The sequence below is a fragment of the Kitasatospora sp. NPDC015121 genome (assembly GCF_055562955.1).
Map to the genome: position 1 here is coordinate 1 of NZ_JBVHEH010000041.1, position 22,587 is coordinate 22,587.

Annotated in this window: 18 protein-coding genes; 9 read left to right on the top strand and 9 right to left on the bottom strand. The window is 73.6% G+C overall.

The window, feature by feature from the left end; genetic code table 11:
- The 3 genes from ACZ3J7_RS36700 to ACZ3J7_RS36710 form a co-directional block, all read right to left on the bottom strand.
- Window positions 1–487: 2-oxoglutarate dehydrogenase E1 subunit family protein (locus tag ACZ3J7_RS36700; RefSeq protein WP_465627597.1), on the bottom strand; the 487-nt coding region annotated here is incomplete at its 3' end.
- A 301-nt stretch (window positions 488–788) separates the two neighbouring features.
- On the bottom strand, window positions 789–1,940 hold the full coding sequence (locus ACZ3J7_RS36705) for a HAMP domain-containing sensor histidine kinase (protein WP_465627598.1): 1,152 nt from the start codon (window positions 1,938–1,940) through the stop codon (window positions 789–791).
- A gap of 117 nt (window positions 1,941–2,057) precedes the next feature.
- A complete protein-coding gene (locus ACZ3J7_RS36710) occupies window positions 2,058–2,792 on the bottom strand; it encodes a response regulator transcription factor (protein ID WP_014138042.1) in 735 nt (244 codons plus the stop codon).
- Window positions 2,793–3,093: 301 nt separating this feature from the next.
- On the opposite strand from ACZ3J7_RS36710, the gene ACZ3J7_RS36715 reads away from it, so the two are divergent.
- From ACZ3J7_RS36715 to ACZ3J7_RS36725, 3 genes are all read left to right on the top strand, one after another.
- On the top strand, window positions 3,094–3,795 hold the full coding sequence (locus tag ACZ3J7_RS36715; protein ID WP_465627599.1) for a rhomboid-like protein: 702 nt from the start codon (window positions 3,094–3,096) through the stop codon (window positions 3,793–3,795).
- Between the two features lie 638 nt (window positions 3,796–4,433).
- Entirely contained in the window at window positions 4,434–6,827 is a 2,394-nt protein-coding gene (gene lon, locus ACZ3J7_RS36720) for an endopeptidase La (protein ID WP_465627600.1), read from the top strand.
- A gap of 85 nt (window positions 6,828–6,912) precedes the next feature.
- The gene (locus ACZ3J7_RS36725; protein WP_465627601.1) at window positions 6,913–7,458 is read left to right on the top strand and encodes a GtrA family protein; all 546 of its coding nucleotides are present in this window, start codon (window positions 6,913–6,915) and stop codon (window positions 7,456–7,458) included.
- Between the two features lie 29 nt (window positions 7,459–7,487).
- Here ACZ3J7_RS36725 and ACZ3J7_RS36730 read toward each other — a convergent pair whose 3' ends face one another.
- Window positions 7,488–8,531 (bottom strand): ABC-2 transporter permease, encoded by a 1,044-nt coding sequence (locus ACZ3J7_RS36730; RefSeq protein ID WP_465627602.1) that lies wholly within the window; start codon window positions 8,529–8,531, stop codon window positions 7,488–7,490.
- Window positions 8,532–8,647: 116 nt separating this feature from the next.
- Here ACZ3J7_RS36730 and ACZ3J7_RS36735 point away from each other — a divergent pair, with 116 nt between their 5' ends.
- Together ACZ3J7_RS36735 and ACZ3J7_RS36740 are read left to right on the top strand one after the other, a co-directional pair.
- Entirely contained in the window at window positions 8,648–9,112 is a 465-nt protein-coding gene (locus ACZ3J7_RS36735; protein ID WP_465627603.1) for a MarR family winged helix-turn-helix transcriptional regulator, read from the top strand.
- A gap of 107 nt (window positions 9,113–9,219) precedes the next feature.
- The gene (locus tag ACZ3J7_RS36740; protein ID WP_465627604.1) at window positions 9,220–10,800 is read left to right on the top strand and encodes an MDR family MFS transporter; all 1,581 of its coding nucleotides are present in this window, start codon (window positions 9,220–9,222) and stop codon (window positions 10,798–10,800) included.
- A gap of 92 nt (window positions 10,801–10,892) precedes the next feature.
- On the opposite strand, the gene ACZ3J7_RS36745 is transcribed toward ACZ3J7_RS36740, so the two are convergent.
- Both ACZ3J7_RS36745 and ACZ3J7_RS36750 read right to left on the bottom strand, forming a co-directional pair.
- The gene (locus ACZ3J7_RS36745) at window positions 10,893–11,123 is read right to left on the bottom strand and encodes a hypothetical protein (protein ID WP_465627605.1); all 231 of its coding nucleotides are present in this window, start codon (window positions 11,121–11,123) and stop codon (window positions 10,893–10,895) included.
- A 14-nt stretch (window positions 11,124–11,137) separates the two neighbouring features.
- Window positions 11,138–12,307 carry an inorganic phosphate transporter gene (locus tag ACZ3J7_RS36750; protein WP_465627606.1) on the bottom strand — a complete coding sequence of 390 codons (1,170 nt, stop codon included), beginning with the start codon at window positions 12,305–12,307 and terminating at the stop codon, window positions 11,138–11,140.
- 289 nt (window positions 12,308–12,596) lie between these two features.
- On the opposite strand from ACZ3J7_RS36750, the gene ACZ3J7_RS36755 reads away from it, so the two are divergent.
- On the top strand, window positions 12,597–14,132 hold the full coding sequence (locus ACZ3J7_RS36755; RefSeq protein ID WP_465627607.1) for a C40 family peptidase: 1,536 nt from the start codon (window positions 12,597–12,599) through the stop codon (window positions 14,130–14,132).
- Window positions 14,133–14,143: 11 nt separating this feature from the next.
- On the opposite strand, the gene ACZ3J7_RS36760 is transcribed toward ACZ3J7_RS36755, so the two are convergent.
- The 3 genes from ACZ3J7_RS36760 to ACZ3J7_RS36770 all read right to left on the bottom strand — a co-directional run bounded on the left by ACZ3J7_RS36760 (window position 14,144) and on the right by ACZ3J7_RS36770 (window position 19,387).
- Window positions 14,144–16,417, bottom strand: a complete 2,274-nt coding sequence (locus ACZ3J7_RS36760) for an FdhF/YdeP family oxidoreductase (protein WP_465627608.1) — start codon at window positions 16,415–16,417, stop codon at window positions 14,144–14,146.
- A 67-nt stretch (window positions 16,418–16,484) separates the two neighbouring features.
- On the bottom strand, window positions 16,485–18,380 hold the full coding sequence (locus tag ACZ3J7_RS36765; protein ID WP_465627609.1) for an FAD/NAD(P)-binding protein: 1,896 nt from the start codon (window positions 18,378–18,380) through the stop codon (window positions 16,485–16,487).
- Complete coding sequence (locus tag ACZ3J7_RS36770) at window positions 18,377–19,387, bottom strand: amino acid ABC transporter permease (RefSeq protein ID WP_465627610.1); 1,011 nt, start codon at window positions 19,385–19,387, stop codon at window positions 18,377–18,379. Before ACZ3J7_RS36770 ends, ACZ3J7_RS36765 begins: the two co-directional genes overlap by 4 nt.
- Window positions 19,388–19,997: 610 nt before the next feature.
- Here ACZ3J7_RS36770 and ACZ3J7_RS36775 point away from each other — a divergent pair.
- The 3 genes from ACZ3J7_RS36775 to ACZ3J7_RS36785 are packed head-to-tail and all read left to right on the top strand — an operon-like array spanning window position 19,998 to window position 22,587.
- Window positions 19,998–21,134: an LLM class flavin-dependent oxidoreductase gene (locus tag ACZ3J7_RS36775; RefSeq protein ID WP_465627611.1), complete on the top strand. Its 1,137-nt coding sequence runs from the start codon at window positions 19,998–20,000 to the stop codon at window positions 21,132–21,134.
- Window positions 21,131–21,664, top strand: a complete 534-nt coding sequence (locus tag ACZ3J7_RS36780) for a GNAT family N-acetyltransferase (protein WP_465627612.1) — start codon at window positions 21,131–21,133, stop codon at window positions 21,662–21,664. Before ACZ3J7_RS36775 ends, ACZ3J7_RS36780 begins: the two co-directional genes overlap by 4 nt.
- Window positions 21,661–22,587 carry an ABC transporter substrate-binding protein gene (locus tag ACZ3J7_RS36785; RefSeq protein ID WP_465627613.1) on the top strand — a complete coding sequence of 309 codons (927 nt, stop codon included), beginning with the start codon at window positions 21,661–21,663 and terminating at the stop codon, window positions 22,585–22,587. Before ACZ3J7_RS36780 ends, ACZ3J7_RS36785 begins: the two co-directional genes overlap by 4 nt.

Sequence of the window (22,587 nt, forward strand, 5' to 3'; positions counted from 1 at the left end):
GCAACTTCGCCGGCACCGCACGCACCGACGTCGCCGTCGGCACCTCCAACGACGCGTCCATGTTCGACGCCACCGCCTTCGCCGGACCACGCAGCTGGACCACCTCGGGGCCCTCGGCGGCCTTCGCCGGCGCGGCGGGCGCGGCGGCCTTCGGCGCGGGCGGCGCGGCGGGGGCGGCCGGGAGCGGCGCGGGGGCGGCCACTGGCTGCGCGGGCGCCGGCGCGACGGGCGCGGGGGCGGCGGGCGCGGCCGGAGCAGCGGCAGCGGGAGCGGCAACGGGGGTCGGCTGGGCGCCGACCTGAGTCGCGGCCTGGGTCACTGGAGTCACCTCGGTACCGGGCTTGTAGTCGGCGAAAAAGTCCCACCAGGCGCGGTCGACCGAAGCCGGGTCCTGGAGGTACTGCTGGTAGATCTCGTCGACGAGCCACTCATTGGGGCCGAAGCCAGTGGAGCTTGCCGAGCTGGGGGTTTCTTGGTGTGGCGACACGGGGCAACCGCCCTCTTCCGCTTCCTTTTGGGATGGTGGACAGCGGGGATTAAGGCTACGCCTCCGACGAGTGATCGCGCAGTCCCCGATGGTCAGGCGTCGCCCAGATCACATCGCCGGGCCGGTTTTTGGCCGGATCCATGCGTTAGGGACGCCGGAAATCGGGGAAAGGCGGGCCCGGTCGGTCGTGGTCATACCGGAAGAAAGTCGGACGAAGTAGTGGTATAGACCACTTGGCGGTTCCGGGCCGGGACCGGCCCTGAGCAGCCCGGCCCCGATTCGTACCGATTGCGCCACAGTCTCAGGCGGGCACCGGGGCCTCACCCGGAAGGATGACCTCGATCCGGCAGCCCGCCGCCTCCTCCGCCACCCGGATCCGGCCGCCGTGCAGATCCACCGCCCAGCGCGCGATCGCCAGCCCCAGGCCGGTGCCGCCGTCGCTGCCCGGTCCGAGCGCGGTCGGCGAACCGCTCCGGCCGAACCGCTCGAAGACCCGCTCGCGGTCCGCCGCCGGGATGCCCGGACCCTGGTCCTCGACCTCCAGCAGCAGCCCGCCGCCCTCCGCCGCCCGGGCCCGCACCGTCACGGTGCCGCCGGCCGGCGAGTGCTTGCAGGCGTTGTCGACCAGGTTGGCGACCACCTGGTGCAGCCGCTCCTCGTCCGCCACCGCGGACAGCCCGGCCGGCTCCACCTCCACCTCCAGGCGGACGTCCCCGCGCCGGGCGTACGCGCCGCCGGCCGTCGCGCCGTCCACCGTCACCCCGCGCAGCACCCCGTCCAGGAACGGGCGGACCAGGAACGGGCGGGAGTCCAGCGGAACGACGCCGTCGTCCAGCTTCGACAGGTCCAGCAGGTGGGTGACCAGCCGGCCCAGCCGCTCGGTCTGCTCCAGCGCGGTGCCCAGGTTCTTCGGGTCCGGCTTCACCACGCCGTCCACCACGTTCTCCAGCAGGCCGCGGAGCGCCGCGATCGGCGTCCGCAGCTCGTGCGAGACGTTGGCGATCAGCTCGCGGCGGTGCCGGTCGGCGGCCTCCAGGTCGCCCGCCATCCGGTTGAAGGTGTCGGCCAGCTCGCCGATCTCGTCCCGCGAGGACACGTGCACCCGGGCGCTGTAGTCGCCCTCCGCCATCGACCGGGCCGCCGCCGTCATGTCGCGCAGCGGTGCCGTCAGGCCGTGCGCCAGGAACTGCATGAACAGCAGCGAGGCGATCAGCGAGAAGATCATGATGATCCGGATCTGCGTCTCCGACCGGATCGCCACCACCACCATGCCGGTGGCCAGCACCACCGAGACGACCACCAGCAGGGCCAGCTTGCCCTTGATCGAGCGCACCGGGTCGAACGGGCGGATGTCCGCCCACACCCGGTGCGCGGCGCGCACCGCGAGCGGCGGCCGGGGCCGGGGGGAGGAGGCCGGCTGGGCTTCCCCGTTGCGTTGCTGCGGAAAGGTCATGGTGTCCCTGCGACTCGTCGACGGTGACTCGTCCTCGGTGGGCCCCGGCGGCGGCGCTGTGCGCGGCCACGCCGAGGGGCCGGGCCCCGGAGAGGGCCCGGAACGGGGGGCGTCCGGTCAGGACAGCGGTGCCTCCAGCGCGTACCCCACGCCGTGCACCGTGCGGATCCAGCTGGCGCCGATCTTCCGGCGCAGCGCCTTCACGTGGCTGTCCACCGTGCGGGTCCCGGACGCGTCGGTCCAGTCCCACACCTCGGCCAGCAGCTGCTCGCGGGTCAGCACCGCGCGCGGCTGCGCCGCCAGGCAGGCCAGCAGGTCGAACTCGGTCGGCGTCAGGTGCACGTCGCCCGAGCCCAGCCGGACCCGGCGCTGCACGTGGTCGATCTCCAGCTCGCCGAACCGCAGCGAGCCGAGCGCGGGCGTGCGGGCCGCCTGCTGGGCCCGCTCGACCCGGCGCAGCAGCACGTTCACCCGGGCCGCCAGCTCGCGCATCGAGAACGGCTTGGTCATGTAGTCGTCCGCGCCGACGCCCAGACCCACCAGCAGGTCGGTCTCGTCGTCCCGCGCGGTCAGCATCAGCACCGGCACCGGGCGCTGGGCCTGGATCCGGCGGCACACCTCCAGGCCGTCGAAGCCCGGCAGCATGATGTCGAGCACCACCAGGTCGGGCTGCCAGGTGTGGAACCCGTCCACCGCGCCCGGCCCGTCGTGGGCCACCGCCACCTTGAAGCCCTCGGCGCCCAGTCGCGCCGCGATCGACTCCGCGATGGTCGGCTCGTCCTCCACGACGAGCACCCGTCGCTGGGTGCCCACCGGTCCACTGCTGATCGTCTCTTGCTGGATCTCTGTCACGGTCACGCCACCGCCCCCAGGGCTCGCGGGCCGGCCGTCCGGGGGGACGGCGGGCTCCGCTCGTAGTCGTCTTGTTTCCGTCTGTTGTTCCGTCGTGGGTGTGCCCCGCCCGTGGTCGGATCAGGTTTGGCAGGTCCCCGATCGGACGGGCACGGGCCGATACCTTACCCGCAGCACTTGCGAGCTGTAACGGTACGTGTGCGAGCGGCACGCGCGCGGGCAGAGGTCTTCACAGAAGTTCCTCAGACACCTCTCACCCGCCCCCCGTATCGTGGGCACGACAAGGCGTCAGGGAGGCGGCATGACCAGCGCGGAACTGCGACGACGACTCATCCGGCCCGGACTCCGGGCCGTGCCCACCCCACGGGCCAACCCGTTCGCACTCGGTTACCTCGCGCTGCTGCTCGGCACCACGCTGTACGCCCGCTTCGGCGACCCGGAGACCGTCCACCGGCTCCAGTCGCTCTCCTCCACCGACGCGCACAACCTGCTCGTCCACCCCGCGCTCTCCCTCGTCGGCAGCGGCCTCTGGGTCGCCGGGCCGGTCTGGATGCCCTACTTCTGGGCCTTCGCCCTCACCGTCGCACCCTTGGAACGACGGATCGGCGGCCTTCGTGCCCTCGCCGTCTTCGGCGCCGGACACGTCGCCGCGACCCTGCTCTCGCAGGCGGTCGTGGTCGCCACGGTGGCGGCCGGCGGCGCCGAACCCGCACTGCTCGACGAGATGGACATCGGCGTCTCCTACGGGGTGCTCGCCTCGCTCGGCGCCCTCGCCGGACTGCTCGCCCCCACCGGCCGGAAGATCGCCCTCGGCGCCGGACTGGCCCTCCTCGGCCACCAGGTCACCAGCGACCCGGACCTGGTCACCGGCGTCGGCCACCCGGCGGCGCTGGCGGTGGGCGTCGCGCTCTGGCCGCTCCTCCGCGGCCGCGGGCCGCGGGGCTCCCGGGGCGGACGCCTCGCGGGGTGGGCGGGGATGCGGCCCGTACCGCGATCCTCCTGACGGGGGCTCCCCGGTCGCGCGCCGCGGGCGGGCGCCAGGGTCCGTGCCGCGACCTTCCCGGCCCGCTCCTCCGCTGCGCGGGGCTTTCTCGCGGTGCGGGTGTCTCGGGGGGCTGCGCCTGCTGCGCGCCGCGGGCGGGGGCTGGGATCCGTGCCGCGATCTTTCCGGTCTGTTCCTCCGCTGCGCGCAGTTCCCCGCGCCCCTGTCGGGGCGCGGGGTTCCTGTCGTGCGCCTGCTTCGCGGCGCGGGGTGAGGGCTGCGCCTGCTGCGCGGCGCAGGCGAGGGGCCGGGGTCTGTGCTGCGGCCTTTCCGGCCTGTTCCTCTTCTCCGCTGCGGGGGGCTTTCGCGGTGGGGGTCTTGGGGGCTGGGCCTGCTTCGCGGCGCGGGCGGGCGCTGGGGTCCGTGCCGCGATCTTTCCGGCCTGTTCCTCCGCTGCGCGCAGTTCCCCGCGCCCCTGTCGGGGCGCGGGGTTCCTGTCGTGCGCCTGCTGCGCGGCGCCGGGTGAGGGCCGCGCCTGCTTCGCGGTGCGGGGGTGGGGGCGGTGGGGCGTTCACTCAGGGTGAACAGGGGGGTGGGAACAATCGGGGGTGGTCAAACCTTAGTCAGGTCAGCTCAACTTCACTGACTGGGGAGAGATCATGGCATCGACGTCCGTTCCGCTCACTCTGCCTGTGCTGCCGCTCGATGACGAGGTGGTGCTCCCTGGCATGGTGGTTCCGCTGGAGCTTTCGAATCCCGAGGTGCGGGCCGCCGTGGAGGCGGCGCGGGCCGGGAGTGCCGGGGGGAAGCCGCAGGTGCTGCTGGTGCCGCGGCTGGACGGGTCGTACGCGGCGGTGGGGGCGCTGGCGACGGTCGAGCAGGTGGGGCGGTTGGCGGACGGGGATCCGGCGGCGCTGGTGCGGGCCGTCCGGCGGGTGCGGATCGGGGCCGGGACGACCGGGCCGGGGGCCGCGCTGTGGGTGGAGACCACGCCGTTCAAGGAGTCGGACCAGGGGCTGCCGGTGGCGGGGCGGGCGGCCGAGCTGGTCAAGGAGTACAAGGCGCTGTCCACGCAGTGGCTGCGCCGTCGCGGGGCCTGGCAGATCGTCGACCGGGTGGCCGCGATCGAGGACGTCGGCGAGCTCGCCGACAACATCGGCTACGCGCCGTTCGCGACCGCCGAGCAGAAGCTGAAGGTGCTGCTGGAGGCGGACCGCCCGGCCCGGCTGGAGTACGCGCTGAGCCTGCTGCGCGAGCACCTCGCGGAGGAGGAGGTCAACGACTCGATCCGCAAGGACGTCGAGGAGGGCGTGGCCAAGCAGCAGAAGGAGTTCCTGCTGCGCCGCCAGCTGGAGGCGGTCCGCAAGGAGCTGGCCGAGCTGAACGGCGAGGCCGACTCCGAGGAGGAGGACTACCGGGCCCGGGTCGAGGCGGCCGCGCTGCCCGGGAAGGTGCGCGAGGCGGCGCTCAAGGAGGTCGACAAGCTGGAGCGCGCCAGCGACCAGTCGCCCGAGGGCTCGTGGATCCGCACCTGGCTGGACACCGTCCTCGACCTGCCGTGGAACGAGCGCTCCGAGGACGCGTACGACATCGCCGCCGCCCGCGCCGTGCTGGACGCGGACCACACCGGCCTGGCGGACGTGAAGGACCGGATCGTCGAGTACCTGGCGGTCCGCAAGCGCCGGGCCGACCAGGGCCTGGGGCAGATCGGCGGGCGCCGGGGCGGCGCCGTGCTGGCGCTGGTGGGCCCGCCCGGGGTGGGCAAGACCTCGCTGGGCGAGAGCGTCGCGAAGGCGATGGGCCGGTCGTTCGTCCGGGTCGCGCTCGGCGGCGTGCGGGACGAGGCGGAGATCCGCGGCCACCGCAGGACGTACGTGGGCTCGATCCCCGGCCGGATCGTCCGGGCGATCAAGGAGGCCGGGACGATGAACCCGGTGGTGCTGCTGGACGAGATCGACAAGGTCGGCTCGGACTACCGGGGCGACCCGGCGGCGGCCCTGCTGGAGGTGCTGGACCCGGCGCAGAACCACACCTTCCGGGACCACTACCTGGAGGTCGAGCTCGACCTCTCGGACGTGGTGTTCCTGGCCACCGCCAACGTGCTGGAGGCGATCCCCGAGCCGCTGCTGGACCGGATGGACCTGGTCCGCCTCGACGGCTACACCGAGGACGAGAAGGTCGCCATCGCCCGCGACCACCTGCTGCCGCGCCAGCTCGCCAAGGCGGGCCTGGGCGGCGAGGAGCTGACGGTGGACGAGGCGGCGCTGCGCCGACTGGCCGCCGAGTACACCCGGGAGGCGGGTGTCCGGAACCTGGAGCGGTCGATCGCCCGGATCCTGCGCAAGGTCGCCGCGCAGACCGAGCTGGGCGAGCGCGAGCTGCCCGCCGCGATCGGCCCGGACGACCTGCGGGCGCTGCTCGGCCGGCCGCACCACGTGCCGGAGTCGGCCCAGGAACCGGCCGAACGGCGCACCGCGGTGCCCGGCGTGGCGACCGGCCTGGCGGTCACCGGGGCCGGCGGCGACGTCCTCTACATCGAGGCCTCGCTGGCGGACGCCGAGACCGGCTCGACCGGGCTGACCCTGACCGGCCAGCTGGGCGACGTGATGAAGGAGTCGGCGCACATCGCGCTCTCCTTCCTGCGCTCGCGCGGCGCCGAGCTGGAGCTGCCGGTGACCGGGCTACGCGAGCGGGGCATCCACCTGCACGTGCCGGCCGGCGCGGTGCCGAAGGACGGCCCGAGCGCGGGCATCACCATGACCACGGCGCTGGCCTCGCTGCTCTCCGGCCGCAAGGTGCGCACCGACGTGGCGATGACCGGCGAGGTGTCGCTGACCGGCCGGGTGCTGCCGATCGGCGGGGTGAAGCAGAAGCTGCTGGCCGCGGACCGCTCCGGGATCACCACGGTGATCATCCCCAAGCGCAACGAGGCGGACCTGGACGACGTCCCCGCCGAGGTGCTGGAGCGCCTGACGGTGCACCCGGTGTCGGACGTCCGCGAGGTGCTGCGCCTCGCGCTGGAGCCGGCCGGGGTGCTGGTGGCGGCGGCCTGACGGCGGGGCGGCCGGGCGCCTCGGGAGCGGTGGGCTCCCGAGGCGCCTGGTGGTCGTCGGTCCGAGCCGATGGGAGACTTCCGGCATGCCGTCCCCCACACAGCGCGTGCTGGCCCTCGTCCCGGAGCGCTACCGCCCGTTCCTGGTCAAGCACCGCACGCTGGTGAAGTTCCTCGTGGTCGGAGGGACCTGCTTCGTCCTCACCATGCTGATCAACTTCGCCCTGAAGACGACGGTCCTGGAGAGCAAACCCGTGGTGGCGCTGACCATCGCGACCGTGGTCACCACGGTGATCTCCTACGTGCTGAACCGGCAGTGGTCCTTCCGGGCGGCCGGCCGCAAGCGCGAGGCCGCCGGGTTCTTCGTGGTCAGCGCCCTGGCGGTGGGCGTCAACGACCTCCCGCTGGTGGCCTCCCGGTACGTGTTCGACCTCCGCACCCCGGACGTCAGCCACTTCTCGCAGGAGGTCGCCGACTTCGTCAGCGGGATGATCGTCGGGACGCTGCTGGCGATGGCGTTCCGGTTCTGGGCGATGAACCGCTTCGTGTTCACCGAGTTGGCCGAGCGGGTCCGGGAGGACCACCAGGAGCCGGGCGGCCGGGAGCAGGGGCGGGACCCGGAGCGGGTCTGAGGTCCGCCCCGCTCCGGGTCCCGCCGGGGTCACGCCCCGGCGGGCAGCGGCCGGCCGTAGCGCGGGGCGCGGGCCACCGCAAGGAAGGTCACCCCGACGCCGACCACCGCCCAGACCGCCAGCACCAGGAAGGGCGCGGTCAGGTGGGTGGAGCCCAGGTAGGCGATCGAGCGGGCCGCCGAGGTGCCGGCCCCGTTCGGGATCCACTCGCCGATCGCCCGCCAGAACGCGGGCAGCAGCGGCGGCGGGAAGACGCCGCCCGCGCTGGGGTTGCCCAGCACCACGAAGACCAGCACGGCCAGGCCGATGCCGACCACGTCGAACAGGCACTCCAGCGCCATGGTGAAGGCGCCGACCGAGAAGACCACCATCGTGCCGAGGCCGGTCAGCGCGGCGATCGAGCCGGGGAGCGCGTCCAGGATCGGGCCGGTGATCACCGCGCCGAGCAGGCCGGCCGCGACCGAGTACAGCGCCAGCGTGCCGAGCCGGAGCACCGCCCGGGCGGTGTTGGCGGGTCGGGAGCCGGCGCTGATGCCGAGGATCGAGGCGACCAGGTAGCCGCCCACGCACCAGCCGATCACCAGGTAGAAGGCGGACAGGCCCTCGGCGTCGCCCCTGGCCAGCGGGATGGTGTCGTCGACCGTGACGGTCCGCTGCTGGGAGGCGGCCAGCTTGCTGACGATGCCCTCCGCGGCGGTGGCGGCGGCCGGGCCGCGGGCGTCGGCGACCAGCAGGGTGTCCTCGGTGCCGGTCGGGTCGAACACCCAGGCCGCGTAGATCTTCTGGTCCTTGATCCGCTCCCGGGCGACGTCCCCGTCCGGGAGGCTGGAGGCGCGCACCGCGCTGTCCGGGACGGACTCCAGCGCGCTGACCAGCTTCGGCGCGACCTCGGGCGGAGCGACCACCGCGATCGACAGTTCGTGCGGCTTCGGGTGGTGCAGGGCGCCCACGTACGAGGTGATGAAGCCGAGTTGGAGCAGCAGGACGCCGACGACCAGGAAGAACGCGCGGGGGCTGACCGCGTCCCTGAAGTCGCCGAGGAACCCCTTGCCCGGTTCTGCCGGGTGGGCCATGGGAGCATCTCCCTCGCGGATAGGTGTCAAGACGGCAAAAGTGTCAAAAACAGATACTTCATAGCATGAAACAGTTGCGCGTCGGGGGAGGCGCGAGCTGCGCGATACTGAGCGCCATGACTGACCCCCTGGGCGGGCCGGGCCCCGCCGAGTCGGCCTTCCTCGCGGTCGAGCGGGAGGTGGCCACGCTGTTCCGGCGCAGCCGGGCGCGAGCGGCCGAGATCTCCCGGCTGGTGCACCCCGGGCTGGAGGCCGGGGCGTACGTGCTGCTCGGGTTCATCCGGGAGTCCGGGCGGGCCCGGGTGACCGACGTCGGGCTGCACTTCGGGGTGGGCAAGGCCACCGTCAGCCGGCAGATCCGGGCGATCGAGGAGCTGGGGCTGCTGCGCCGGGAGACCGATCCGCTGGACCGGCGGGCCTCGCTGGTGTCGCTGACCGAGGAGGGCGAGCGGCGGTTCGCGGCGGCCCGGGCGGAGCGGATGGCGCGGTTCCGGGCCTCGCTGGCCGGGTGGGAGTCGGCCGAGCTGGAGCAGTTCGCCCGGCTGCTGGAGCGGTTCAACGAGTTGACCGAGAACGCCTGAGCGCCCCGGCCGAGGGGGTTCCTTTACCTGGGCTTGAAGAAAGTTGCCTTAGTCAACTATCCACGTATAGTTGACTAAGGCAACGAATTTTTAGTCGAAGGAACCGCATGTCGTCGACCCTCCCGGCACCCGAACAGGACCGGATGTCCCACCGCCAAGTACTCGAAGCGCTCTCGGGCCTGCTGCTCGGCCTGTTCGTGGCCGTGCTCTCCTCCACGGTGGTCTCCAACGCGCTGCCACGGATCCTGAACGACCTGCACGGCGGCGAGTCCGCGTACACCTGGGTGGTCACCGCCGCGCTGCTGTCGATCACCGCCGCCACCCCGCTCTGGGGCAAGCTCTCCGACCTGGTCAGCAAGAAGCTGCTGGTCCAGGCCGCCATGGTGATCTACGTGCTCGCCTCGGCGCTGGCCGGCCTGTCGCAGAGCATCGGCATGCTGATCTTCTGCCGGGTGCTGCAGGGCATCGGCGCCGGCGGTGTGATCGCGCTCGGCCAGATCTGCCTGGCCGCGATGGTCCCGCCGCGCGAACGCGGCCGGTACAGCGGCTACTTCGGCGCCGTCTTCGCGCTCGCCACCATCGGCGGCCCGCTGATCGGCGGCGTCATCGTGGACACCTCCTGGCTCGGCTGGCGCTGGTGCTTCTACGTCGGCGTCCCGTTCGCGCTGCTCGCGATCGTGGTGCTGCAGCGCACCCTCAAGCTGCCCGAGGCCACCGCCCGCAAGCCGAAGATCGACTACCTGGGCGCGCTGCTGATCACCGCCTCGGTCAGCCTGCTGATGATCTGGATCTCGCTGGCCGGCAAGAACTACGACTGGGCCTCCTGGCAGACCGCCGTCATGGTGCTCGGCGGCCTGGCCCTGGCCGGGCTGTTCGTCGCCGTCGAGAAGCGCGCCGCCGAACCGCTGATCCCGCTCGACCTGTTCCGCCACCGCACGGTCACCCTCGCCGCGCTGGCCAGCGCCTTCGTCGGCGTCGGCATGTACGGCACCACCACCTTCCTCGGCCAGTACTTCCAGCTCGCCAAGGAGAAGAGCCCCACCCAGGCCGGCCTGCTCACCCTGCCGATGATCATCGGCCTGGCGGTCTCCTCCACGGTGGCCGGCAAGCTGATCACCAAGTACGGCAAGTGGAAGGGCTTCCTGGTGGCCGGCACCGTGCTGCTCGCCGTCGGCCTCGGCCTGATGGGCACCGCCCGGGACGACACCTCGTACGCGCTGCTCGCCCTCTACATGCTGGTGGCCGGCGTCGGCCTCGGCCTGACCAGCCAGAACCTGGTGCTCGCGGTGCAGAACACGGTGCCGCGGCACGAGCTCGGCGCGGCCAGCTCGACCGTCACCTTCTTCCGCACCATGGGCGGCGCGATGGGCGTCTCCGCGCTCGGCGCGCTGCTCGGCCACAAGGTCGCCAGCTACACGGCGGAGAACTTCGCCAAGGCCGGCATCCCCGCCTCCGGCGCGGGCGGCGACGGCATCCCGGACCTCAAGAAGCTGCCCGCGCAGATCGTCCCGCTGGTCACCGACGCGTTCGGGCACGGCGTGGGCACGGTGTTCCTGGTCGCCGCGCCGTTCGCGGCGGTCGGCTTCCTGCTGGTGCTGTTCATCCGCGAGGTGCCGCTGCGCACCAGCAACGAGGAGCGCCCGGCCGCCCCGGCCGAGGCCGCGGCCGCGGAGCTGGTCGCCGACTGAGGCGCACCGGCCGGCGCGGGGAGCCGGCCGGAGGACGACATGCGAGAAGGGCCCCCGCCGGCGCGGCGGGGGCCCTTCGTCGTGCGCGCCGCTTACTTGGAAGCGATCAGCGAGATGCCGTACAGCACCACGGCCGCGCAGGCCGCGAAGCAGACGCCCGCGGCGACCAGGGCGGGGACGCCCCTGCTGCCGGTGCCGGCCGCGACGGCGGCCTCCCGGCGGGCCAGGGCGAGGTTGCCGAGCGCGAAGACGACGACCACGCCGAGGGTCACCAGCAGGCTGACGCCCGCGGTCTCGGCCAGTGCGGCCCACTTGATGTTCATGTGCGGGGTTCCTCTCAGGCCGCGAGGGTGGTCGGGGCGACGGGGGCGGCGGGCGCCCCGGCGGCCGGGGCCGCCTCCGCGCCGTTCTCGTTGACGTTGCCCGCGTGCACCGGCTGGCGGCGCGAGATCAGCCACATCGAGCCGGCGCCCGCCACCAAGGCCAGGCCGACCAGGGCCACGCCCCAGTCGCCGCGGTCGGCGACCAGCGCGGCCACGCCGGAGACCACGGCGGCGGCCGGCAGGGTCAGGCCCCAGGTGGAGGCCATGCGGCGGACCATGCCCCAGCGCAGCTTGCCGGACGGGCCGCCCAGGCCCGCGCCCATGATGCCGCCGGAGCAGACCTGGGTGGTGGACAGGCCGTAGCCCATGTGCGAGGAGGTCAGGATCACCGTCGCGGCGGCGGTCTCCGAGGCGAAGCCCTGCGGCGGCCGGATGTCCGCCAGGCCGGAGCCCATCGAGCGGATGATCCGCCAGCCGCCCATGTAGGTGCCGAGCGCGATGGCCAGACCGGCGCTGATGATCACCCAGGTCGGCGGGCCGTCGCCCTTCTCCAGCGCGCCGGCCGAGATCAGGGTCAGCGTGATGATGCCCATGGTCTTCTGCGCGTCGTTGGTGCCGTGGGCGAGCGAGATCAGCGAGGAGGAGAAGACCTGGCCCCGGCGGAAGCCCTTCTCGGTGCCCTCCTTCGGGGTGCCCCGGGTGATCAGGTACGCCAGCTTGGTGGCGCCCCAGGAGGCCACGCCCGCGATGAGCGGGGAGGCCACCGCCGGGATCAGGATCTTCGAGACCACGGTGGTGAAGTTCACGCCGTGCAGGCCGACGCCCACGACGGTGGCGCCGATCAGGCCGCCGTACAGCGCGTGCGAGGAGGACGAGGGCAGGCCCTTGAGCCAGGTCAGCAGGTTCCACAGGATCGCGCCGACCAGGGCGGCGAAGATGATCGAGGGCTGCAGTCCGGCCTTCTCGTTGACCAGGCCGCCCGAGATGGTGGTGGCGACCTTCACGGAGAGGAAGGCACCGGCGAAGTTGAGCACCGCCGCGATGGCGACGGCGACCTTGGGCTTGAGCGCGCCGGTCGCGATGGACGTGGCCATCGCGTTGGCGGTGTCGTGGAAGCCGTTCGTGAAGTCGAAGGCGAGCGCCGTGATGATCACAACGGCCACCAGGAACGTGATGTGTTCCATACCCAAACAATCGTCGTAGTGGTCGGACTGACGTTGCTGTCCTCGGCGACGGTAGGAAGTGATGGTGAACGGGAGGTTAACTGGACCCGGAGTCCTGGTTCCGTTCGTGACGCGGGAGTTGCCACCGCGTTGAGTTCCCATGGTGGTCAGGACCGTGCGGTGAGACCGTTCTCACACTCCGGACCGGATGAGAATTCACCCGGCGGCCCCGAAACCATCTGCCCCTGACCGCCCTCTCCGTGGCAGGATCAGTCCGATCGCCGACGGACAATCAGGGGAGGGCCGGCCGATGGGGGCAGGGCAGCGGACCGAGACGACCGGCGTGCGGCCGTGGGTGCGCGCTGCGCTGCGCTGCGGGGCGGTGCTCGCCGCCGCCGCGCTCACCCTGCCGGTCCTGGCCTCGGCCGCGTACGCCGTGCCCGACCCGTCCCCGACGGTCGCGGCCGGCGCCGACCCGCTGGCCGACGCCAAGCGCACCCTCGGGCCGCTGCTGGAGCAGCTGCACGCCCTCTACCAGCAGGCCGAGGCCGCCACCGAGCAGTACAACGCCACGGTCGCCGCGCTCACCGAGCACCGGAACACCGTCCAGGACCTCGACAACCGGGTCGAGCTGCAGCAGAAGGCCGTCGACGCCGGCGGCGACCTGGCCGCCCAGCTCGCCGCCGCGCAGTACCGCAACAACCAGATATCCGGGTACGCCGAGCTGCTGATGGCCGAGAACCCGTACGAGGCGGTGGTGATCGCCGAACTGCTCGACTCCGCCGGGCGCTCGCAGAAGGAGTTCCTGGACCGGCTCAAGGCCGACCGGGAGACCCTCACCGCCCTGCGCACCGCCGCCCGGCAGGCGCTCGCCGAATCCACCGCGCTGGCCGCGGAGCAGGAGAAGGCCAGGAACGACGTCGCCACCAAGCTCGCCGAGGTCGAGAAGCTGGTCGGCTCGCTCACCGGCGCCCAGCGCGACGAACTCGCCGACCTGGAGAAGCAGCAGGCCAACCAGGCCCAGCTGGCCTTCCTCGCCTCCGGCGCCCTCGGCAAGGGCGAGCGGACGCCCTCCGCGATGGGCCGCAAGGCCGTCGCCTGGGCGCTCCAGCAGCTCGGCAAGGACTACGTGTGGGGCGGCGCCGGCCCCGACGTCTTCGACTGCTCCGGCCTCACCTCGCAGGCCTGGCTGCACGCCGGCCAGGCGATCCCGCGCACCAGCCAGGAGCAGTGGGCCCAGCTCAAGCACGTCCCGCTGAACCAGATCCGGCCCGGCGACCTGATCGTCTACTACGGCGGCGCGACGCACATCGGCATGTACATCGGCGGCGGCCTGGTCGTCCAGGCCCCGCGCACCGGCGACGTGGTCAAGGTCTCGCAGATGGGCGCCATGCCCATCCTGGGCGCGGTGCGACCGGACGGCGACGACGCGGCGGACGACGCGGGCGGCGCGTGGAAGGTGCCGGACGTCCAGCTCGGCGCGGTGAGGATCCAGCCGGCCAAGCCCTCGACCCTCCCCACGCCGCCGGCCCCCACCGCCACGCCCACCCCGACCGGCACCCCTTCGGGTTCGGCCTCGCCCGGTGACCCGGCCTCCGGGTCCGCTTCGGGGTCGGCCTCGGCCTCCGCGTCCGCCTCGTCCTCGGCGAGCGGTTCGGGCTCCGCGAGCCCGAGCGGGAGCGGCAGCGGGTCGACGAGCGGGTCGGGATCGCCGAGCGGGTCGGGGTCGCCGAGCCTCAGCGGGTCGGGGTCGCCGAGCGGCAGCGGGTCGCCGGCCGGGTCCGGTTCGCCGGTCGGGTCCGGGTCGCCGAGCGGCGGCGACCCGGCGACGCCGTCGGGGAGCTGAGGGCTCCGCTCCTACGGGACCTCGAAGCGGATGAGGACGGACTTCGAGGTCGGGGTGTTGCTGATGTCGGCCGTGGAGTCCAGCGGGACCAGGACGTTGGTCTCCGGGTAGTACGCGGCGGCGCCGCCGCGGGCGACGGGGTAGTGGACGACGCGGAAGCGCGGGGCGCGGCGCTCGGTGCCGTCGGTCCACTCGCTGACCAGGTCGACGTACTGGCCGTCGGCGAGGCCGAGCTCGGCGGCGTCGGCGGGGTTGACCAGGACGACGCGGCGGCCGCCGGTGATGCCGCGGTAGCGGTCGTCGAGGCCGTAGACGGTGGTGTTGTACTGGTCGTGCGAGCGCAGGGTCTGCAGCAGCAGGCGGCCGGCCGGGACCTCGGGGGCGGTCAGCGGGTTGACGGTGAAGTTGGCCCTGCCGGTGGCGGTGGGGAAGGTGCGGCTGTCGCGCGGGGCGTGCGGGAGGGCGAAGCCGCCGGGGCGGCGGACCCTGGCGTTGTAGTCGTCGAAGCCGGGGACGACCCGGGCGACGCGTTCGCGGATCCGGTCGTAGTCGAGGGCGAACTCCTCCCAGGGGGTGGGGTCCTGGGGGCCGAGGACGGCGCGGGCCAGCCGGGTGACGATGGCGACCTCGGAGAGCAGGCCGGGCGCGGGCGGGCGCAGGCCGCCGCGGGAGGAGTGCACCATGCCCATGGAGTCCTCGACGCTGACGAACTGCGGCCCGGCGGGGGTGAGGTCGCGGTCGGTGCGGCCGAGGGTGGGCAGGATCAGGGCGCGGGCGCCGGTGACCAGGTGCGAGCGGTTGAGCTTGGTGGAGACGTGCACGGTGAGCCGGCAGCGCCGCATCGCGGCCTCGGTGGCGCCGGTGTCGGGGCTGGCGGAGACGAAGTTGCCGCCCAGCGCGAAGAACACCTTGACCCGGCCGTCCCGCATGGCCCGGATGGTGTCGACGGTGTCGTGGCCGTGCGCGCGCGGCGGCTCGAAGCCGAACTCCTTGCCGAGGGCGTCCAGGAAGGCCGCGGAGGGGCGTTCGAAGATGCCCATGGTGCGGTCGCCCTGGACGTTGCTGTGCCCGCGGACGGGGCAGACGCCGGCGCCCGGGCGGCCCACGTTGCCGCGCAGCAGCAGGAAGTTGACCACTTCGCGGATGGTGGGGACGGAGTGCTTGTGCTGGGTGAGGCCCATCGCCCAGCAGACGATGACCTTCCCGGAGGCGAGCACCAGGCGGTGCAGCTCCTCGATCCGCTCCCAGGGCAGGCCGGTGGCGCGCAGCACGGCGTCCCGGTCGAGCTCGGCGGCCTCGGCGGCGAACTCGTCGTAGCCGGCGCAGTGCTCGGCGACGAAGGCCTCGTCGACGGCGCCCGGGGTGGTGAGCAGCAGGTGGTTGAGGGCGCGGAACAGGGCGAGGTCGCCGCCGAGCCGGATCTGCAGGAACAGGTCGGTCAGCTTGGTGCCGCCGCCGACCAGGCCGCGCGGGGTCTGCGGGTTCTTGAAGCGCTCCAGACCGGCCTCGGGCAGCGGGTTGACGCTGACGATCCGGGCGCCGGCCCGCTTGGCGCGCTCCAGGGCGGAGAGCATCCGGGGGTGGTTGGTGCCCGGGTTCTGGCCCGCGACGATGATCAGGTCGGCCTGGTACAGGTCCTTGAGCGAGACGCTGCCCTTGCCGACGCCGAGCGTCTCGGTGAGCGCCGAACCCGAGGACTCGTGGCACATGTTGGAGCAGTCCGGCAGGTTGTTGGTACCGAGCTTGCGGGCGAACAGCTGGTACGCGAAGGCGGCCTCGTTGGAGGTGCGGCCGGAGGTGTAGAACGCGGCCTCGTCTGGGGAGGCGAGCGCGGTCAGCTCCTCGGCGACCAGGGCGAAGGCCTCGTCCCAGCCGATCGGGACGTAGTGGGTCGCGCCCTCGTCCAGCAGCATCGGGGTGGTCAGCCGGCCCTGCTGGCCGAGCCAGTAGCCGGACCGGTCGGCGAGGTCGGCGACCGGGTGCTCGGCGAAGAACGCCGGGGTGATCCGGCGTTCGGTGGCCTCCTCGGCGACGGCCTTGGCGCCGTTCTCGCAGAACTCGGCGAGGTGCGGCTTGTCCGGCTCGGGCCAGGCGCAGCCGGGGCAGTCGAAGCCCCCCGGCTGGTTGACCCGGCGCAGGGTGGACAGCACCCGCCCCGGCGACATCTGCTCGGCGGCCATCCGCAGGGTGTGCCCGATCGCGGGCAGGCCCGCGGCGGCGTGGGCCGGGGGCGCGACGTGCGGCGCGTCCTGGGCGGGGTCGCGGGGCGGGGGCGGCTTGGCCATGGCGCACTCTCCGGAGGGTCGGGGTGCTTGGAGCGTATCCGGTGCGCCGGCCGCGCGGTCCGGGCCCTCAGTCCTCCTTCTGCAGTTCGGTGAGCAGCCGGCGGGCGACGGCGTCGTTCTGGCGGAAGGACGGGGCGTCGGTGCGCGGGCGGGCGAAGGCGGCCGGGGCGCGGGTGGTGGTGGGCGCGCCGAGGGCGGTGCGGCGCGGGTGCGGGCGGCCGCCCAGGGCGGGGTCGAGGACGCGGGCGTCCGGGTCGGTGCGGATCAGGCCGGAGCGGTAGGTGTGGCCGTCCGGGTCGGTCAGCAGTTCCTCGTCGATCCGTCCGTCGAGGCGCAGCCGGCGCAGCAGCGGGTCGTTGGTGCGGCTGAGGTCGTGCCGGGGGAGGAAGGCGTCGACCAGGGCGGTGCCGTGGACGTGGTGGCCGGGCAGGGCGGGGGAGGAGGCGCGGAAGGTGCCGTGCTCCTCGTCGAGGTCGACCCGCAGGTCGGGGCCGAGGAAGTGCAGCAGTCCGGCCTCGGAGAGGGCCAGCAGCTGTTCGAGCCGGAAGCCGGGCGGGCCGGAGGCGTAGAAGGAGAAGAAGCCGGTCCACCAGCCGTCGAGTTCGGTGGCGGTGGAGCGGGCGGTGAGCGGGTGCGCGGGCAGCAGCTGGATGAGGGTGCCGTAGAGCGAGAGCAGGGCGTAGAAGGCGCCGAGGTCGGCGCTGTGCCGCAGGTCGGAGCGGCGGGCCAGGTCGGCGCGCAGGTGGGCGCGCAGGTGCTGCTGGAGTTCGGCGGGGCCGTCGACCCGCAGGTCGGCGAGCGGGCGGTCGAGGCGCTCCAGGTCGAGCCGGTCCTCGGGGTCGGGAACGGCGGCGGCGACCAGGTCGGCGCGCTCGGGGCTGTGCCAGGGGTGGCGGTCGTAGCCGGCCAGGAACTCGGCCCAGGGCAGGGTGGTGCGTTCGGGGTGGCCGTGGAACAGCTCGTGGTAGTAGGCGAAGCCGATCTCCTTGGCCATGGCGGGCCACAGGTCGCGCTTGAACTCGATCCGCCCGTCCGGGAGTTCGAGGTCGGGGCCGAAGTAGCGGGGCAGCGGCGGGGGCGGGCCCTGGAGCCGGTAGCCGGTCTTCGCGTGGTACGGGACGCCGCGCCGGGAGCCCGCGTACAGCACGGGTTCACGGCCGGAGGGGTGGTAGCGCAGGCCGCCGCCGGGCTTCGGGGTGAAGCGGCCGCCGCGGCCCTCGGTGAGCAGCGCGACCAGGTCGACGAAGGCCAGGCCGAGGCCGCGGACCACCACCCGCTCGCCGGGGGCCAGGCCGGACAGGTCGGCGTCGGCGGTGAACGCGGGCGGCTGGTAGGTGCGGCCGTGCCGTTCGGCGAAGTCGCGCGGGTCGGCGGTGTCGGGACCGGGCGCGGAGTCCAGGTGGCCGAGCGCGAGCACCACCCGGTCGGCCGCCAACACGGTGTCCGAGAGGTGGACGAGCTGCGGCCCGTCCGGATCGCCGGTGATCCGCAGGGCGGTGTCCTGGTGAACGAACAGCCGGACGTTGTCCGGGAGTTCGGCGGCGGACCGGCGCAGCACCCAGTCCAGGTACCCGCTCTGGGCGCGCCGGGTCGGGAAGTCGGTGGGCGCCAGGGTGCGCAGCTCCTCGGCCACCTCCGGGTCCTCGACCGGCAGGTGCGGGGGGTGGGCGGCCGGGTCGGCGGCCCACTCGGCGAGCGAGGGCCCGGGGCGGACCGGGCCGTCCATGGTGGTGCGCTCGTCGGTGAACATCGTGACGTCCTCCGCCATCGAGTTCATCCGCAGCAGCGGCGACTGCGCGTGCCGCCAGATCCGGCCCCCGCCGGGCGGGTGCGGGTCGACCAGGTGGACATCCAACCGGACGCCGGGGCCCAGCAGTTCGGGGGCGTTCGCGGCGATCCGCTCCAGCAGGCCGGTGCCCCGGGGCCCGGCTCCGATCACGACCAGGACGGGCACGGCGCTCACCGCCCCGCCGCGCCGCGCGCCCGCAGGCGGCCCAGCGCCACCCGGGCCCGCTGCCACGGGGTCGCCGGCAGCTCGCGGGTGGCACCGCGCGCGAAGTGCCGCTCCAGGTAGTACTGGCCGACCGACAGCACGCTGGTCACCGCGACGTACCAGAGGGTGGCCACCAGCAGCAGCGGGATCACCTGGTACGTCTGGTTGTAGACCGACTGGACGGAGAACAGCAGGTCGTGGACGGCCAGCACGCTGACCACCGCGGTGCCCTTGAGCGTGCCGATCAGCATGTTCCCGGCCGGCGGCAGGATCGACCGCATGGCCTGCGGCAGCACGATCCGGCGCAGCACCCGGCCGCGGCCCAGGCCGAGCGAGGAGGCCGCCTCCAGCTGGCCCTGGTCGACCGACAGCACGCCGGAGCGCACCACCTCGGCGGCGAACGCGGCCTCGTGCAGGGTCAGGCCGATCAGGGTGGTGAGCACCGGGCCGAGCAGGTTGACGGTCTTCACCGAGAACAGCTCGCCGCCGAACGGCAGGCTCAGCGACAGCGTCGGGTACAGCGCCCCGATGTTGTACCAGAACAGCAGCTGGACCAGCAGCGGGGCGGCCCGGAAGAGCCAGACGAAGCTCCAACTCAGGCTCTGCAGCACGGGGTTGCCGGAGAGCCTGGCCACCGCGAGCACCGCGCCCAGGGCGAAGCCGAGGCCGATCACCGCGGCGGTCAGCCAGAGCGTCAGCAGCAGGCCGCGGAGCACCGACGGCGCGGTCAGGTAGCTGCCGACCACCGACCACTCGAAGGCCGGGTTGCCGGCCACCGAGCGCAGCACCAGCCCGGCGGCGAGCAGCGCCAGGCCGCCGCTGACGTACCGCCCGGGGCGGCGGCGGGGCACCACCGGCAGCGCGGCCAGGTCGGCGAGCGAATCGGCCAAGACCCCGGCGGACGGGTCGGGGGCGGGGGCGGCGCCGGGTTTCGACGTGGGCGGGACGCCGGTGGACGGGACGGCGGGCGAGGCCATGAGGGCTCCATGGGGCGGCGGGGCAGGCGGTGTCCGCATGCCGTCACTCACGCGCGCCGCGTCCCTCAACGCGGCTGGACCGGACGGCAGTTCGCCGCCGGGCCCGGGTACTACTCGCTCCACCGCGATCGTACGCGTGAGCGAGCGGAGGCTGTCAAGGACGCGGGTGTGAAGCCTGGTGTGACGCCGGTGTTTCGTTCCGGGGAGAAAGGTTGACGGACCCTCGGCGGCGCTGTTCAACTGTTCGACATGACCGCCGACCAGCCCGCCCTCGTGACGCGAGGCCACATCGACTTCGGTCGGGTGTGGTCCGCGGCGTGTCGCGGCTGACCCGGCAGCGGGCCGCCTGACCGGCCCTTCTCCTCCTCCGGGAGTCCTCCCTCGGTCGCCCCAGTCGCGGGCCGGGAAGCCGTCCGTCCGGACGGATCGACAGGCGCACGCTGCCGCCTCCTGAGCACCACCACCGCTCGCTCCCGAGCCGGCGCCCCGTCACGCGCCCGCACCCCGACGCCTGTCACCCCACCCAGCCGCCCGCCCGTACCCCTCCGCCGGAGCGTCCCTCCGGCGTACCCGGGCCCCGCGGCCGTGCCCCACCGGAAGAGGCTCCGCCATGCCCGTCGAGTTCCTCGGAATCGCCGCCACCGGCGACGGTTCGGAGACCACCGCCCGCACCACCCACGCCTTCGACCGCGACTACACGCTGCGGCTGGCCCGCGCCCACGAGGACCACGGCTGGGACCGGGTGCTGTTCGCCTACGGCGCCGGCGCGCCCGAGCCGGCCGCCGCCGCCGCGTTCCTCGCGGCCAGGCTCGACCGGCTGCAGATCCTGCTCGCGCACCGCCCGAACGTCTCGTACCCGACCTTCGCCGCCAAGACCTTCGCCACCCTGGACCGGATCAGCGACGGCCGGCTCACCGTGCACTTCATCACCGGCGGCAACGACCACGAGCAGCGGCGCGAGGGCGACTTCCTGCCCAAGGACCGCCGCTACGACCGCACCCGCGAGTACATCGGGATCGTCAAGAAGGCCTGGACCAGCCGCGAACCCTTCGACCACGAGGGCGAGTTCTACCGCTTCGAGGACTTCGTCTCGGACGTCTTCCCGGTCCAGCAGCCCCGTCCGAACGTCTCCTTCGGCGGCTCCTCGCCCGCCGCGTTCGCGGCCGGCGGCGCCGAGGCCGACATCTACGCGCTGTGGGGCGAGCCGCTGGCCCGCACCGCCGAGCAGATCGACCTGGTCAAGGCCGCCGCCCGGGCCGCCGGGCGCACCGACACCCCGCGGATCCAGGTCGCCTTCCGGCCGATCATCGCGCCCACCGAGGAACTCGCCTGGGAGAAGGCGCACCGCACGGTCGCCGCGATCAGGGCCCGCAAGGAGTCCGGCGACCTGGTGCGCCACCGCCCGGTCGGCGGCGCCGGACCGGAGAACGCCGGCTCGCAGCGGCTGCTGGAGATCGCCGGGGCCGGCGAGCGCTACGACCGCGCGCTGTGGACCCCGACCGCCGCCGCGACCGGCGGCGCCGGCAACTCCAACGCCCTGGTCGGCACGCCCGAGACGGTCGCCCAGGCGCTGCTCGACTACTACGACCTCGGCGTGGAGATCCTCTCCGCCCGCGGCTACGACCACGTCGGCGACGCGATCGACTTCGGCCGGTACGTCATCCCGATCGTCCGCGAGGAGGTCGCCAAGCGCGATGCCGCCAAGGCGGCCGCCGCCGGGGCCGCCGCCGGGGCCGTCGCGGCATGAGCGCGTTGACCGTCGAGCGGGCGCTCCTCGGCGACCCGCTCACCCAGCCGCTGATCCGCGAGCTCACCCACGAGTACGTCACCCGCTACGGGCCCGGCGGACACGAGGAGATGGCCCGTTACGGCGCCGAGGAGTTCGCCCCGCCGGACGGGCTGCTGCTCCTGCTGCTGCGCGACGGCGAACCGGTGGCCGGCGGCGCCTACCGCCGCCACCACGACGAGCGCACCGCCGAGGTGAAGCGGATGTGGACCGCCGCCGGGCACCGCCGCCAGGGCCTGGGCCGCCGGGTGCTGGCCGAGCTGGAGGACGCCGCCCGGCAGGCCGGCTACCTGCGGATCCACCTCACCACCGGGCCGCGCCAGCCGGAGGCCAAGGGCCTCTACCTGGCGGCCGGCTACACCCCGCTGTTCGACGTCGACGCGCCGCCGCAGGACCGGCCGCTGGCGTTCGAGAAGGACCTGCACGACCCCCGTCCCACGCATCCGCAAGACCGGGCCGCCGAGGCGGCCGGAAAGGCACCGACCCGATGAAGCGCCACCTCCCCGCCCTCGCCCTGGCCTCGGTCGCCGCCCTGGCGCTGGCGGGCTGCGGCTCCGACCCGGCGCCCGCCGGGAAGGCCGCGCCGGTCGGCATCCAGCCGAGCCAGGACGCCCTGGCGGGCGTGCACAAGAACGACGCCGCCGCCGCGCTGCTGCCCGACGACGTCAAGGCCTCCGGCACGATCAAGCTCGGCGGCGCGGTCGGCGCCCCGCCCGGCGCGTACTACCCGGAGGGCAAGAAGGAGCTGGCCGGCCTCGACGTCGACCTGGTCAACGGCGTCGCCGCGGTGCTCGGGGTGAAGGTGCAGCGCGAGGACGCCGCGTTCGAGACCATCCTGCCCGCGCTCGGCAGCGGCAAGTACGACGTCGGCACCGGCAACTTCGGCGTCACCGCTGCCCGGTTGAAGACCATCGACTTCGTCACCTACATCGACGACGGCCAGGGCTTCGCGGTGCGCTCCGACAACACCGCGCTGACCAGCGTCACCGACCTGACCCAGCTGTGCGGCCTGACCATCGGCACCGGCGCGGGCACCACCTTCGAGAACACCCTGAACGCCAAGAAGGACGACTGCGCCAAGGCCGGCAAGAAGCCGTACGAGGTCAAGGTGTTCACCGAGGGCGCCGCCGTGGTCACCGGCCTCCAGCAGGGCCGGCTGGACGTGGTGATGTCCTCGATCAACGGCCTGCGCTACCAGGCCAGCCAGCCCGGCGCGAAGACCCGGTTCCTCGGCGAGTACCACCGCCTCGACGTCGGTTTCGCGTTCAAGAAGGGCTCGCCGCTCACCCCCGCCTTCCAGGCCGCCGTCAACCAGCTGATCAAGGACGGCACGTACCAGAAGATCCTGGCCAAGTGGGGCACCACCGACTCGGCGATCACCGAGTCGCAGATCAACCCGCCCGAGCACCCCTGA

Coding starts and splice junctions, on each gene's coding strand:
- ACZ3J7_RS36705 (WP_465627598.1), bottom strand. CDS start 1,940: ATGACCTTTCCGCAGCAACGCAACGGGGAAGCCCAGCCGGCCTCCTCC.
- ACZ3J7_RS36715 (WP_465627599.1), top strand. CDS start 3,094: ATGACCAGCGCGGAACTGCGACGACGACTCATCCGGCCCGGACTCCGG.
- lon (WP_465627600.1), top strand. CDS start 4,434: ATGGCATCGACGTCCGTTCCGCTCACTCTGCCTGTGCTGCCGCTCGAT.
- ACZ3J7_RS36725 (WP_465627601.1), top strand. CDS start 6,913: ATGCCGTCCCCCACACAGCGCGTGCTGGCCCTCGTCCCGGAGCGCTAC.
- ACZ3J7_RS36730 (WP_465627602.1), bottom strand. CDS start 8,531: ATGGCCCACCCGGCAGAACCGGGCAAGGGGTTCCTCGGCGACTTCAGG.
- ACZ3J7_RS36735 (WP_465627603.1), top strand. CDS start 8,648: ATGACTGACCCCCTGGGCGGGCCGGGCCCCGCCGAGTCGGCCTTCCTC.
- ACZ3J7_RS36740 (WP_465627604.1), top strand. CDS start 9,220: ATGTCGTCGACCCTCCCGGCACCCGAACAGGACCGGATGTCCCACCGC.
- ACZ3J7_RS36745 (WP_465627605.1), bottom strand. CDS start 11,123: ATGAACATCAAGTGGGCCGCACTGGCCGAGACCGCGGGCGTCAGCCTG.
- ACZ3J7_RS36750 (WP_465627606.1), bottom strand. CDS start 12,307: ATGGAACACATCACGTTCCTGGTGGCCGTTGTGATCATCACGGCGCTC.
- ACZ3J7_RS36755 (WP_465627607.1), top strand. CDS start 12,597: ATGGGGGCAGGGCAGCGGACCGAGACGACCGGCGTGCGGCCGTGGGTG.
- ACZ3J7_RS36760 (WP_465627608.1), bottom strand. CDS start 16,417: ATGGCCAAGCCGCCCCCGCCCCGCGACCCCGCCCAGGACGCGCCGCAC.
- ACZ3J7_RS36770 (WP_465627610.1), bottom strand. CDS start 19,387: ATGGCCTCGCCCGCCGTCCCGTCCACCGGCGTCCCGCCCACGTCGAAA.
- ACZ3J7_RS36775 (WP_465627611.1), top strand. CDS start 19,998: ATGCCCGTCGAGTTCCTCGGAATCGCCGCCACCGGCGACGGTTCGGAG.
- ACZ3J7_RS36780 (WP_465627612.1), top strand. CDS start 21,131: ATGAGCGCGTTGACCGTCGAGCGGGCGCTCCTCGGCGACCCGCTCACC.
- ACZ3J7_RS36785 (WP_465627613.1), top strand. CDS start 21,661: ATGAAGCGCCACCTCCCCGCCCTCGCCCTGGCCTCGGTCGCCGCCCTG.